10 protein-coding genes are annotated in these 13,283 nt (G+C 67.5%); all 10 read left to right on the top strand.

All coding sequences use genetic code 11. The features are described 5' to 3' along the window. Positions 1–189 precede the first annotated feature (189 nt). The 10 genes from metE to pyrE all read left to right on the top strand — a co-directional run bounded on the left by metE (position 190) and on the right by pyrE (position 13,212). Positions 190–2,499: a 5-methyltetrahydropteroyltriglutamate--homocysteine S-methyltransferase gene (gene metE, locus BIGA_RS00410; protein WP_033505575.1), complete on the top strand. Its 2,310-nt coding sequence runs from the start codon at positions 190–192 to the stop codon at positions 2,497–2,499. Positions 2,500–2,581: 82 nt separating this feature from the next. Beyond that, positions 2,582–3,421, top strand: a complete 840-nt coding sequence (gene metF, locus BIGA_RS00415; protein WP_033505576.1) for a methylenetetrahydrofolate reductase [NAD(P)H] — start codon at positions 2,582–2,584, stop codon at positions 3,419–3,421. A gap of 59 nt (positions 3,422–3,480) precedes the next feature. Continuing rightward, positions 3,481–6,609 carry a bifunctional [glutamine synthetase] adenylyltransferase/[glutamine synthetase]-adenylyl-L-tyrosine phosphorylase gene (locus BIGA_RS00420; RefSeq protein WP_033505578.1) on the top strand — a complete coding sequence of 1,043 codons (3,129 nt, stop codon included), beginning with the start codon at positions 3,481–3,483 and terminating at the stop codon, positions 6,607–6,609. A 78-nt stretch (positions 6,610–6,687) separates the two neighbouring features. After that, complete coding sequence (gene pyrB, locus BIGA_RS00425) at positions 6,688–7,683, top strand: aspartate carbamoyltransferase (RefSeq protein ID WP_033505580.1); 996 nt, start codon at positions 6,688–6,690, stop codon at positions 7,681–7,683. Beyond that, complete coding sequence (locus BIGA_RS00430; protein WP_033505582.1) at positions 7,683–8,102, top strand: aspartate carbamoyltransferase regulatory subunit; 420 nt, start codon at positions 7,683–7,685, stop codon at positions 8,100–8,102. The genes pyrB and BIGA_RS00430 overlap by 1 nt, the downstream gene beginning before the upstream one ends. 22 nt (positions 8,103–8,124) lie before the next feature. Beyond that, entirely contained in the window at positions 8,125–9,576 is a 1,452-nt protein-coding gene (locus BIGA_RS00435) for a dihydroorotase (protein ID WP_033505584.1), read from the top strand. Positions 9,577–9,591: 15 nt separating this feature from the next. Then, on the top strand, positions 9,592–10,563 hold the full coding sequence (gene pyrF / locus BIGA_RS00440; RefSeq protein ID WP_033505586.1) for an orotidine-5'-phosphate decarboxylase: 972 nt from the start codon (positions 9,592–9,594) through the stop codon (positions 10,561–10,563). 61 nt (positions 10,564–10,624) lie between these two features. Then, entirely contained in the window at positions 10,625–11,446 is an 822-nt protein-coding gene (locus tag BIGA_RS00445; protein WP_033505588.1) for a dihydroorotate dehydrogenase electron transfer subunit, read from the top strand. A gap of 41 nt (positions 11,447–11,487) precedes the next feature. Then, a complete protein-coding gene (locus BIGA_RS00450; protein ID WP_152595101.1) occupies positions 11,488–12,432 on the top strand; it encodes a dihydroorotate dehydrogenase in 945 nt (314 codons plus the stop codon). Between the two features lie 81 nt (positions 12,433–12,513). After that, on the top strand, positions 12,514–13,212 hold the full coding sequence (gene pyrE / locus BIGA_RS00455; RefSeq protein WP_033505591.1) for an orotate phosphoribosyltransferase: 699 nt from the start codon (positions 12,514–12,516) through the stop codon (positions 13,210–13,212). Positions 13,213–13,283 lie beyond the last annotated feature (71 nt).

The following is a 13,283-nucleotide window of genomic DNA, read 5'->3' on the forward strand; positions in this document are numbered from 1 at the left end:
GACGAGCAGTGAACCTAGGCTATAAACCTGGTTTATAACGACACTCAAATCGAGCTGATGACTTATATCCTGAACTTCTCTGATAGGCTGACCGCAACACGATAGCGAACGCATCCGGCGCGCGCGACGGTCCGGGAACATTCGGGGACCCGGACACGCAAGCGCCATCGTCAACGGTCAGGAGGCATCATGTCCACACTCACCTCGGTTTCCGGCTTTCCCCGCATCGGCGGCGACCGCGAATTGAAGAAGGCCATCGAGGGTTATTGGAAAGGCAAGCACGGTCTGGACCAGGTGCGCGCCACCGCCAAGGAGCTGCGCGAGCGCCATTGGCGGCTGCAGGCCGAGGCCGGCATCGATCTGATCCCGAGCAATGACTTCAGCTACTACGATCAGGTGCTGGACACCGCCATCCTACTCAATGTGATCCCGCAGCGCTACGACCGTCTGGCCTTCGAGAACCCCGAGGACACGCTGTTCGCGATGGCCCGCGGCTATCAGGGGCCCAAGGGCGACGTGACGGCCCTGCCGATGAAGAAGTGGTTCACCACCAACTACCACTACCTGGTACCGGAGATCGACAGCGCCACCGACATCCATCTCAACGGCACCAAGCCGTTCGACGAGTTCGAGGAGGCCAAGGCGCTCGGCATCCACACCAAGCCGGTGCTCGTGGGCCCCTACACGTTCCTGAAGCTCGCGCGCAACGCCAAGGCCGAGCCACTGGAGCTCGACAAGGGTCTGGTCAACGCCGTGGCCGCCGTCTACGCCGAGATCCTGACCCGCTTCGCCGCGCTCGGCGCCACTTGGGTCCAGTTCGACGAGCCGTATCTGGTGCTGGACAAGGAGGACGGCGACGTCGAGCTGTTCAAGACGCTGTACGCCAAGATCCTGCCCGCCCGCACCGGCGGCGTCAAGGTGCTGCTCAACACGTATTTCGGCCATATCGCCGACGTGTACGAGACCGTGAGCCTGCTGGGCTTCGACGGCATCGGACTGGATCTGATCGAGGGCCGGGACGAGAATCTGGAGGCCGTCGGCCGTTACGGCGTGGGGGAGTCGACCACGCTGTTCGCCGGCGTCATCAACGGCCGCAACATCTGGCGCAACGACTACGCGGCGAGCCTGGGGCTGGTCGACGCACTGCGGCAGGTCACGCCGAATGTGGCCGTGGCCACCGCCTGCTCGCTGCTGCATGTGCCGTTCAGCACCGCCGGTGAGGACGGTCTGGGCGATGAGGTGCTCCGGCATTTCGCGTTCGCGGTGGAGAAGCTCGGCGAGCTGCGTGCGGTCGCCGACCTGTCCGACGCCGACGAGGAGGCGAAGAAGGCCTCCGACCTCCTGCGTGAGAACCAGGCGCTGTTCGATGGCACGCGCGTCGAGCCCGACCGGGCCGTGGCCGACCGTCTGGCCGCGCTGACTGACGAGGACGCGACCCGCCTGCCCGCCCGCGCCGAGCGCCAGCGGCTGCAGCGTGAGGCCCTGCACCTGCCGCTGCTGCCGACGACCACCATCGGCTCGTTCCCGCAGACCGCCGAGGTGCGCGCCGCGCGTGCCCGCCTGCGCAAGGGTGAGTTGAGCCGCGAGGATTACGATGCGTTCATCCGCTCGCAGATCGATCAGGTCATCGCCTGGCAGGAGCAGATCGGGCTCGACGTGCTCGTGCACGGCGAGTTCGAGCGCAACGACATGGTGGAGTATTTCGGCCAGCGGCTCAACGGGTTCCTGTTCACCCGGAACGCCTGGGTGCAGTCCTACGGCACCCGCTGCGTCAAGCCCCCGATCGTCTGGGGCGACGTCTCGCGCCGCGAACCGATCACCGTGGCCTGGAGCTCGTACGCGCAGAGCCGCACGAACCATGTGGTCAAGGGCATGCTCACCGGCCCGGTGACGATCCTCAACTGGTCGTGGCCGCGAGAGGACGTCTCCAACGAACTGCAGACCAGGCAGCTGGCGTTGGCGATCCGCGACGAGGTGCTCGACCTGGAGCGGGCCGGCATCCGCGTCATCCAGATCGACGAGGCCGCGTTGCGCGAGAAGCTGCCGCTGCGCAAGTCCGACTGGCACAAGAAGTATCTGGATTGGGCGATCCCCGCGTTCCGCCTCGTGCATGCGGCCGTGCAGCCGACCACGCAGATCCACACCCACATGTGCTACTCGGAGTTCAACGACATCATCCGCGACATCGACGCGATGGACGCCGACGTGATTTCCTTCGAGGCCTCGCGCGGCGACCTGGTGGTGCTGGACGCCATCCACGACGCGCATTTCGAAACCGAAACCGGCCCGGGCGTCTACGACATCCACTCCCCGCGCATCCCCTCGGTCGATGAGATCGAGGAGCGCATCGACGAGATCCTGGCCAAGGTGGATGCCGGCAAACTGTGGATCAACCCCGACTGCGGACTGAAGACCCGCGGCAACGAGGAGACCTGGCCGAGCCTGAAGAACATGGTGGAGGCCACACGCATCGTCCGCGCCAGGCTGGCCGCCCGCTGACCGGCATATCGTACCGCACCATCCCGTTTCGGGCCGGTGATCCCTTGAGGATGCCGGCCCTGACATAGGAGAGTCGTTCACCATGAGCAAGCCGCTGTTCTCCCTGGAGGTGTTCCCTCCCAAACGCACCGCGCCGATCGGCACGATCTACGATACGCTCGACGGCCTGCACGGCGTCGATCCCGCATTCATCTCGGTGACCTACGGCACCGGCAAGCAGTCGGACCGTACGATCACCGCGCGCATCGCCAACACGATCCGCACCGAATACGGCATCCCCGCCGTCGCCCACCTGACCGCCCAGTATCTGGACCGCGATCAGACCGACGAGGCGCTGGACATGTTCGCGCAGGCCAAGGTCGCCGCCGTGCTCGCGTTGCGCGGCGACCGCAACCCCGAACGCGAGCCGGCCGGCGTGTTCATGCACGCCAGCGACCTGACCCGCTACATCCGCCAGACCCATCCGGAGATCACCGTGTACGGCGCCTGCTACCCGGAATGCCATCCGCAATCCCGGGATCTGGACGAGGACATCAGTTGGCTCAAGGTCAAGGTGGACGCGGGCGCCAGCCATCTGATCTCCCAGCTGTTCTACGACAACGCCGACTACCTGAGGTTCCTGGACAAGGCGCGCGCCGCCGGCATCGACGTGCCGATCGAGGCCGGCATCATGCCGGTGACCAACGCCGCGTCGGTCCGGCGCATGACCGGTATGTGCTCCTCCAAGGTGCCCGAACGGCTGGCCACCATCCTGGACCGCTGGGGCGATGATCCGAACACGCTCAAGGAGGCAGGCATCATCTACGCCTCCGAGCAGATCGCCGACCTGGTGGCCCGCGGCGTGGACGGCATCCACCTGTACACCATGAACCATCCGGGCGTGACCCGCCGCATCTGGCAGAACGTCCAGGGACTGTTCTGAGCGGTTCGCCGCGCGGTCAGGGCCACGCAGGACGGCGCTGCGGCATGTACATTGGAGATATGGAAGCACGGCAGGATCTCACCATCAGCGTCAGGGAACTCATCCATGCGGGGCTGCAGGACCTCGACCAGGCCAGGGGGGCGTTCCGCCAGCTGGCGGACAGGGGCATGACCGCGGACCAGCTGACGTTGACGCTGCGCATGCTGGAACGCACCTGCGACCCGGACACGGCGCTGACCAATCTGGTTCAGATCGTGGGCACGCAGGCCGACCGTGACGGGTGGCTGGGCGACACGCTGCCCGACGAATCGTCGTTCGCGCGCCTGATGTCGGTGCTCGGGGCCTCGGATGCTATGGGCAAGATGATGCGCGCCCGTCCGGATCTGGTGGAGGCCGTGGCGGTCGACCGCTGCGGCAGCCGCGACTTCGACCGCGCCCGGCGCCGCGAGCATATCCTGAACGCGGTGGGAGCCGATCCCGCGGATGCAACGGCCCCCACCGCCACGCTGGATCTGGCGCAGGCCACCACGGGGCTGCGCGCCGCATACTACAAGCAGCTGGCCACCATCATGGCCGAGGACATGACCGCGGCCGACCCGATCAGCGAGCAGCCGCGCATCAGCCGTATGCTTGCGGACCTGGCCGACGCGGCGCTCGAAGGGGCACTGGCCATAGCCCGTCATGAGGTGGCCGGCAGCGAGCGTTGCCGCTTCGCCATCATCGGCATGGGCAAGCTGGGCGCGCAGGAGCTCAACTACGTTTCCGACGTGGACCTGATCTACGTGGTCGAGCCGGTCGACGGCGCCGACGGCATGACGCTCACCCGCATCGGCACCAAGATGGCCACCACATTGCAGCGCGTCTGCCAGGCCGTAGTCATGGGCGTCACCGAACCGGCGCTCTGGCAGATCGACGGCGGTCTGCGGCCCGAAGGCAAGGACGGCCCGCTGGTGCGCCGTCTGGATTCCCATCAGACCTACTACGAGCAGTGGGCGGAGAACTGGGAGTTCCAGGCGCTGCTCAAGGCCCGCCCGGCGGCGGGCGACCCGGAGCTCGGACAGGCGTATATGGACATGACCCGCCCGTTCGTGTGGAAGGCGTCCCAGCGGGACAATTTCGTCAACGACTGCCAGCAGATGCGCCGGCGCGTGGAGGATCTGATCCCCGCGCCGCTCAAGGACCGTGAGATCAAGCTTGGGCGCGGAGGGCTGCGCGATGTGGAGTTCACCGTGCAGATGCTCCAGCTGGTGCACGGGCGCACCGACGAGTCGCTGCGCACCCGGTCCACGCTCGAATCGCTGCAGGCGCTCTCCGACGGCGGCTACGTCTCCCGCAAGCAGGCCGTGCGCCTGTCCTGGGACTACCGCTTCGAGCGCGTGATGGAGCACCGCCAGCAGATGTGGGCCCTGAAACGCACCCACCTGTTCCCTGATCTGGGGGCCGCCAGCGTCGGCGGGCTGGAGCGCAAGCGCGAGGCCAATGTGGACGAGTTCAGCCGCAACGGCGAGCTGCGCAGGCTCGCCCGCGCCTTCCGCATGCACCCCGAGGAGCTCGTCGCCGCATTCGACGAGACGCGCCGCGAGGTGCGCCGGCTCCATCTGGACATCTACTACCGGCCGATGCTGCCGATCAGCGCGCGATTGGATGATGAGGAGGTACGGCTGTCCGACAGCGCGATGCGCGACCGCTTCGCCTCGATCGGCTTCGAGGATCCGGACGCGGCGCAACGCCATGTGGAGGCCCTGACCTACGGCGTCTCGCGGGCCGCCAAGATCAACCGCATCATCCTGCCGGCCGCCCTACAATGGCTGGGGGAGGGCCAGAACCCGGATATGGGCCTGCTCAACTGGCGCAAGCTGGAGGAGCATTTCGGCGAGGAGAGCGAATACCTGGGCTTCCTGCGCGATTCGCCGTCCGCGGCGCAGCGGCTGTGTCATGTGCTGTCCAACTCCCGGTTCCTGGGCGACGCGTTGAACAAGTCCGTGGAATCGGTCACCTGGCTCGGCGACAGCCACCGGCTCGCGCCGCGCACACGCGAGAGCCTGGACACGCAATGCCGGGCCACGCTGGAACGCAACCGCAACGATATGCGCGATTTCGCCAATTCGGTGCGCGCGTTGCGCCGCCATGAGATCGAGCGCATCGGCCTGGCGTGGATGAACGGCGTCATCGACGACGACGCCAGCTTGGGCGGCATGACCGACGTGTATGACGCGATCATCGACGCGGCGGTGGATTGGGCGATCGGCAACCAGCTCAAGGCGTTCGACCTGAGCGAGCCGCCGGCCGCGATCGCGGTGATCGCGATGGGCCGGTACGGTGGTCGGGAGGTGAACTTCAGCTCGGATGCGGACGCGATGATCATCTACCGGCCCAGCGGCGAGGCCGACGAGGCGACCGCCAACCGCTTCGCCCGCAAGGTGGCCGACGACCTGCGCGCGATCCTGCAGGGACCGGTGTCGTTGGAACAGAGGATCGAGCTGGATCTGGACCTGCGCCCGGAGGGCAAGAACGGGCCGCTGGTCCGCTCCTACGCCTCCTGCAAGGAATACTACGGGTCGTGGGCCAGCACCTGGGAGCATCAGGCGCTGCTGCGCGCCCGCCACGCCGCGGGCGATCGCACGCTGAGCGAGGACTTCCTCAAGAACCTGGCCGATCCGCTGCGCTACCCGGACTGTCCGGTCTCGCAGGCGCAGATCGCCGAGATCCGCAAGCTCAAGGCCCGCATGGAATCCGAACGCCTGCCGCGCGGCGTGCGGCGCGAACGGCATTTGAAGCTCGGCAAGGGCGGGCTGTCCGACGTGGAATGGACCGTGCAGCTGCTGCAGCTCGAACATGCGGGGGAGCATGAGGGGCTGCGCGTGAACTCCACGCTCGGCGCCCTGGCCGAACTCGAACGGCTGGGGCTGATCGACGGCGGCGACGCCGCGCAGCTGCGCGACACGTGGCGGCTGTGCACGGCGGCGCGCAACGGCAACTACCTGTGGAACGGCCGCGCCAACCAGGCGGACATCCTGCCCGACGACATGTATTCGCTGGGCGGCATCGCCGTCTACCTCGGATACGACGCGCACCGCGGACAGGTGTTCGAGAACGATCTGCTCGGCGCGATGCGCCGCTGCCGGGACATCATGGAACGTCTGTTCTACGGTCTGGACGATACGGCCGACGAGGTGAACACGCGGTGAACGGGAGCGTCCCGAATCCGGTCTATAGTCGGATAGGTCACAACACGTGGCCACCTGGACGAAACGAAAGGTGAGCCGTTGTCTACTGAAGTCCCACCGTCGGAAACCCCATTCGTTGGCAAGAGCGTCGTGACGCTTGACGATCTGTCCCGTCACCAGATTCTCGAACTCCTGCACAAGGCCGCATACATCGACGCGCATCGCCGCGAGGTCTCGCACACCTGCGACGGCCGTGTGCTGGCCACCCTGTTCTACGAGCCGAGCACCCGCACCCGCCTGAGCTTCGAGACGGCCATGCTGCGCCTGGGCGGCAAGGTCATCGGCTTCGCCGGCGCGCAGCTGGCCTCGGTGACCAAGGGCGAGTCGATCGCCGACACCATCAAAACCGTGTCCAACTACGTCGACGCCATCGCCATCCGTCACCCGAAGGAGGGCGCGGCGCTCGTCGCCTCCCGCGCCGCCTCGGTCCCCGTCATCAACGCGGGCGACGGCGGCCACATGCACCCCACGCAGACCCTGGCCGACCTGGCCACCCTGCAGTCGCGCTTCGGCCGCATCACCGACCTGACCGTCGGCCTGTGCGGCGACCTGACCTTCGGACGCACCGTGCACTCGCTGATCGAGACGCTGTGCAGGTTCGGCAACGTGCGCTTCGTGCTGATCAGCCCGGACGAGCTCAAGACCCCGCAGTACGTCATCGACCGCATCAACGCCACGCCGTCCTGCTCGTACGTGGAGGTGCGCGACCTGGTCTCGGTGATCGGCGACCTGGACGTGCTGTACATGACGCGCGTGCAGAAGGAGCGCTTCTTCAACGAGGACGACTACCTGCGCCTGCGCGACACGTACATCCTGGACGAGGCCAAGCTGAGCCTGGCGCAGCCGCATATGGCGGTGCTGCACCCGCTGCCGCGCGTCAACGAGATCGCCGTCGAGGTGGATGACGACCCACGCGCCGCCTACTTCGAACAGGTCAAGAACGGCATGCTGATGCGTATGGCGCTCGAAAGCTCCGTCATCGGCGACGAACTGCCCGGATACGTTCCGCTCGAACCCAAGGAGGTGCAGGCCTGATGGAGGTCACCAGCATCCAGGACGGCATCATCATCGACCACGTGCCCGCCGGCACGGCGCTGAAGGTGCTCCAGTATCTGAAGATCGACCCGTCCAAGACGCGGCTCGCGCTCATCATGAACACCGACAGCCCGCGCTACGGCACCAAGGACATCATCAAGATCGAGAACGTGGAGGGCATCGACCTGGACGTGCTCGGGCTCGTCGCGCGGCAGGCCACCGTCGACATCGTCCGCGGCGGCCGCATCGTGGAGAAGGTCCAGCCGCACCTGCCCGAGCACGTCGTCAACGTCATCACCTGCGTGAACCCGCGTTGCGTGACCACCACCGAGCGCGGCATCGACCAGATGTTCCACCTTGCGCACTCCGAGCGGCAGGAATACCGCTGCGACTACTGCGACGAGGAAGCCAAGCTCTGAACCCAACCGAAAGCGAGACAGCATGATCACCCTGCATGACGTCAAGGTGTGGGATACCGGCGAGGTCATCGACCTGGTCATCCCCGGCACCGCCGCCGACCTGCTCACCGACGCCGACAGACCGTTCCCGCCCGCCGCCGCGCAGGTCGCGGACGGCGACGTGCACATCGACGCGACCGGTCTGACCGTCGCTCCGGGTCTGGCCGATCCGCACGTCCACTTCCGCGACCCCGGCCAGACCGCCAAGGAGACGATGGTCTCCGGCTGTGCGGCCGCGGCCTCCGGCGGGTACACGAACGTGCTTATCATGCCCAACACCGTGCCCGCGATGGACGGCGAGAAGGTCGCGGCGGGGCAACCCGGCACCGACGAGGTGCTGACCGCCGGGCACGACTGCGTGATCGACTTCCTGCAGCATTACGAGGCCGACCACGGCGTCACGCTGCCGGTGGCCTACGACCTGTGCGTGTGCGCGTCCAAGGGCCGCGCCGGCAAGGAGCCGACCGAGCTGGCCGACATCGCCTGGTACATGCCCGGCAGGCACACGGGCGAGAAGGACGCCGCGCAGCTCGCGCATCCGGTCACCGCGGTCAGCGACGACGGTTCCGCCGTGCCCGACGCGATCCTGGACGAGGTGCTCACCCGCATCAAGGACGCGGGGCTGTACCTGATCGAGCACTGCGAGCACCACGACACCGGCTTCATCAACGAGGGGCCGGTCTCCCGCCAGCTCGGGCTGCCCGGCATCCCGGAGGACACCGAGCTGCGGATCGTGGCGCGCGACATCGAGGCCGCCCGCCGCACCGGCGCGCACGTGCACTTCCAGCACGTCAGCACCGCCGGTTCGTTCGAGGCGATCCGCAAGGCCAAGGCCGAAGGCCTGCCGATCACCTGCGAGACCGCGCCGCATTACATCGCACTGACCGACGAGGCGATCCTGGAGTACGGCCCGCTGGCCAAGATGAACCCGCCGCTGCGCTCGGCCGCCGACCGCCAGGCCGTGCACGCGGCCATCGCCGACGGCACCGTGGACCTGATCGCCACCGACCACGCCCCCCACACGATGGAGGAGAAGAACGCCGGGTTGGAGGCCGCGCCCAACGGCATCATCGGCCTGGAATGCGCCTACGGCGTCTGCCACAAGGTGCTGGTGGACGGCGGCATCATCTCCGAGCAGCGGCTCATCGAGCTGATGGCCACCGCGCCGATGCATCTGATGGGCCATACGCCCACCGACGTGGCCGGCCTGCTCAACACCTCCAGCGCCTGCGCCACCAAGCGCACGCTGGACCTGGGCGCCGTGGAGCACCCCGAATCGGTGAACCTGGTGATCCTGGACACCGACCGCCCCTGGACCGTGGAACCGGAACGGTTCCATTCCAAGGCGCGCAACACCCCGTTCGGCGGGTGGCAGGTAACCGGCATGCCGCTGGCCACCGTCATCGCCTCGAAGCTCGTCTTCAGCAGACTCTAACCGGAAGGAACCGCCATGGATCGACTTATCGAGGCCATCGCAGCCACGCAGAACCCCAGCGTCGTCGGCCTGGATCCGACCGAGGCGCTGGTGCCGGCGCAGGTCGTCGCCAGCTTCGCCGACGAGATCGCCGACGAGGTGGAGGATGCCGCCGACCGCCCGGCCGCGCAGCTCGCCGTCGCCTACTTCGAGTACAACCGGGCGATCATCGACGCGATCGCCGACATCGTGCCCGCCGTCAAGCCGCAGATCGCCATGTACGAGGCACTCGGCCCCGCCGGCGTGGACGCGTACACGATGACCTGCGAATACGCGCAGTCGCATGGCCTGTACGTGATCGGCGACATCAAGCGCGGCGACATCGGCTCCACCGCGGCCGCCTACGCCGGGCACTTGGGCGGCGTGGCGTTCGGCGCGGGGGAGAGCGGGCCGTACGACCCGTGGCATGAGGATGCGGTGACCGTGAACCCGTACCTCGGCACCGACGGCATCACCCCGTTCGTCGAGGCCGCCACCGCCGCCGACAAGGACATCTTCGCGCTCGTGCGCACCTCCAACCCCTCCAGCAGCGAGATCCAGGAGCTCGAACTGGCCGGCGGCTGCCGCGTCTACGAGCATGTGGCCGATCTGGTGGAGCGTTGGGGCCAGGGCACCGTCGGGCAGCACCGCTATTCGCGGGTCGGCGCGGTCGTCGGCGCCACGCACCCCGAGGAGGGCCGCGCCCTGCGCGCACGCATGCCGCACACGTTCTTCCTCGTGCCCGGGTACGGCGCGCAGGGCGGCACCGCCCGCGACGTGGCCGGCATGTTCGACGACGCCGGCTCCGGCGCGATCGTCAACTCCTCGCGCGGCATCATCGGCGCCTGGAGGAAGACCGGCGCATACAGCGAGACGATGAGCGCCGAATCCGCGCTCGACCTGGTGGCCGACGCCGCACGCAACGCCGCCATCGCCATGCGCGACGACCTGCGCGCCGTCATGCCGTAACCAACATCCGACACCCGCAAGCATAAGGAAAAACACAAGACAACACAGACAAGGAGTCCCCGTGTCCAGCGCAACGTTCCTGCCGACCGTCGCCGAGGCGACCGCCGCGGGCTACTTCCCCGGCCGCCACACGGTCGAGGTCACCGAAGTGACGGAACTGACGCCCGGCGTCGTACGGTTCACGTTCCGCGACCCGTACATCGCCGCGCACGCCAAGCCGGCGCAGTTCGTCAACCTGTTCTCGCACGACCCGATGAAGCTGCTGCCGCGCCCGTTCGGCGTCAGCGAGGTCAGCGGCGACCTGGTCTCGCTGATCTTCGCCGTCGTGGGCACCGGCACCGCCGAATTCGCCACGATGCGCGCCGGGGACACGATCGACGTGCTCGGACCGCTCGGCGGCTCCTTCAAGGTCAAGGAGCCGGCACACTACGTGCTCGTCGGCGGCGGTCTCGGCGTGCCGCCGCTCATCTACGCGGCGCAGCGACTCGCGGAGCGCGACGACTGTGCGGTCACTGCCGTGTTCGGCTATCGCGACGCGCATTTCGCCGACGAGTTCGTCTCCCGGTACGTGGACACGCGCAGCATCGACGAGACCGAGGGCAACGTCGTCACGCTGCTCGACCGCATGGAGGCCGAGCTGACCGCGCCGCGCGAGGACGGGCTGAAGACCGTGTTCCTGACCTGCGGGCCGACGCCGATGATGAAGGCCGTGGCGCTGTGGGCGTCGCGGCGTGGCATCGAGTGCCAGGCGAGCATGGAGCAGCGCATGGGCTGCGGGTACGGCACCTGCGTGGTCTGCGTGGTCGACACGGTGGACGGCCGCAGGAAGGTGTGTTCGGACGGCCCGGTGTTCACCGCACAGCAGCTGGGATGGGAGGCGTGACGATGGACGAGACGACGACCACAACGACCACGGAGCAGCAGATGAACGATTCGCACATCAACGTCTACGAGCCGCACGAGTGGAAGCACAAGACCGTGGTGGCCGGCGTGGAATGGAAGAACCCGGTCGGCACCGCCTCCGGCACGTTCCAGCTCGCCGCCTGCCGCTGGTTCTACGATGTGGCCCAGATGGGCGCGATCTGCACCAAGGGCGTCTCGCCGGTGCCGTGGGAGGGCAACCCCGGTCCGCGCACCGCGGAATGCCCGGGCGGCATGGTCAACGCGGTCGGCCTGCAGAACCCCGGCGTGGACCATTATCTGGTCGATGAACTGCCCAAGCTCAAGGAGATGGGCGCCACGGTCATCACCAACGTGGCCGGCCACAGCGACGACGACTATGCCGAGGTGGTGGCCAAGCTCGCCGATTCGGCCGCCGACATGCTGGAGATCAACGTCAGCTGCCCGAACGTCAGCCACGGCGGCATGAGCGTGGGCACCGATCCGGTGGGGCTCGCCCGGCTCATCGAACGGCTGCGCAAGATCACCTCCAAGCCGATGATCGTCAAGCTCACGCCGAACGTCACCGACATCGCGGCCATCGCCCGCGCGGCCGCGGAATCCGGCGCCGACGCGCTGAGCCTGATCAACACGCTGGTCGGCATGCGCATCGACATCCGCACCGGCGAGCCGATCATCGCCAACCGCACCGGCGGTGTCTCCGGACCGTGCGTGTTCCCGGTCGCCCTCGGCTGCGTGTGGCGCGTGCGCCAGGCCCTGCCGGACATCCCGATCATCGGCATCGGCGGCATCGACTCGGGCGAGAAGGCGCTCGAATTCCTGTACGCCGGCGCGAACGCCGTGGAGGTGGGCGCCGCCGCGCTCTATGATCCGACCGCGCCGATGCGCGTGGCCCGCGAGCTCGACGACCTGCTCGACTCGCGCCCCGAACTCGCCGCCAAGCTCGCCGCCGGCCAGACCTGGCGGTAACAGATCGGCGCGCGACCGCATACCGTTTGCCCATACACAATCGTCTCCCGCTGAGGGAGACCTGATACCAAGGAGCTCATTATGACCGACGAATCGCTCGATCTGCGGTTCACCCGCTTCCTGCTGGAATCGCAGGCGCTCAAGTTCGGCGACTTCACGCTGAAGTCCGGCCGCAAGTCCCCGTACTTCATCAACGCCGGCGCGTTCAACGACGGCGGCAAGATCGCCCGGCTCGGCGAGTTCTACGCCGAGAAGATCGCCGCCGAGATCGAGGCGGGTTCGCTGCCCGGCGACATCGACACCGTGTTCGGCCCGGCGTACAAGGGCATCCCGCTGGCCGTGTCCACCGCCATCGCGCTGACCGGCGGCCATGGCATGCAGGTCGGGTACACGTTCGACCGCAAGGAGAAGAAGGACCACGGCGACGGCGGCATGATGGTCGGCACGCAGCTGGCCGACGGCATGAAGGTGCTGCTCGTCGACGACGTGATGACCGCCGGCACCGCCGTGCGCGAGGTCGTGCCCAAGCTCAAGGCCGAGGCTGACGTGCAGATCGTCGGCTTGGTGCTCTCGGTGGACCGCATGGAGAAGACCAAGGACTCCGACCTGTCCGCGGTCAAGGCCGTCGAGGCGGAGTTCGGCTTCCCGGTTATGGCGATCGCCAACGTGCGCGAGATCTTCGAGGCCGGCCGGTCCATCATGACCGCCGACGGCACGCCGTACGTGACCGACGAGATCGCGGCCGCCGCCGACGCCTACCTGGCACAGTACGGCGCCTGACGCCGTTCCTTAGTTCTCAAGTGCCGAGGCCAAAGACGGCCCCGGCACCTTTCTGTTTGCCGACTTGCATT

The organism is Bifidobacterium pullorum subsp. gallinarum (assembly GCF_000741215.1).
In the GTDB taxonomy this organism is placed as follows: domain Bacteria; phylum Actinomycetota; class Actinomycetes; order Actinomycetales; family Bifidobacteriaceae; genus Bifidobacterium; species Bifidobacterium pullorum_B.

Coding starts and splice junctions, on each gene's coding strand:
- BIGA_RS00450 (WP_152595101.1), top strand. CDS start 11,488: ATGAACGATTCGCACATCAACGTCTACGAGCCGCACGAGTGGAAGCAC.
- metF (WP_033505576.1), top strand. CDS start 2,582: ATGAGCAAGCCGCTGTTCTCCCTGGAGGTGTTCCCTCCCAAACGCACC.
- pyrF (WP_033505586.1), top strand. CDS start 9,592: ATGGATCGACTTATCGAGGCCATCGCAGCCACGCAGAACCCCAGCGTC.
- BIGA_RS00435 (WP_033505584.1), top strand. CDS start 8,125: ATGATCACCCTGCATGACGTCAAGGTGTGGGATACCGGCGAGGTCATC.
- pyrE (WP_033505591.1), top strand. CDS start 12,514: ATGACCGACGAATCGCTCGATCTGCGGTTCACCCGCTTCCTGCTGGAA.
- BIGA_RS00430 (WP_033505582.1), top strand. CDS start 7,683: ATGGAGGTCACCAGCATCCAGGACGGCATCATCATCGACCACGTGCCC.
- metE (WP_033505575.1), top strand. CDS start 190: ATGTCCACACTCACCTCGGTTTCCGGCTTTCCCCGCATCGGCGGCGAC.
- BIGA_RS00420 (WP_033505578.1), top strand. CDS start 3,481: ATGGAAGCACGGCAGGATCTCACCATCAGCGTCAGGGAACTCATCCAT.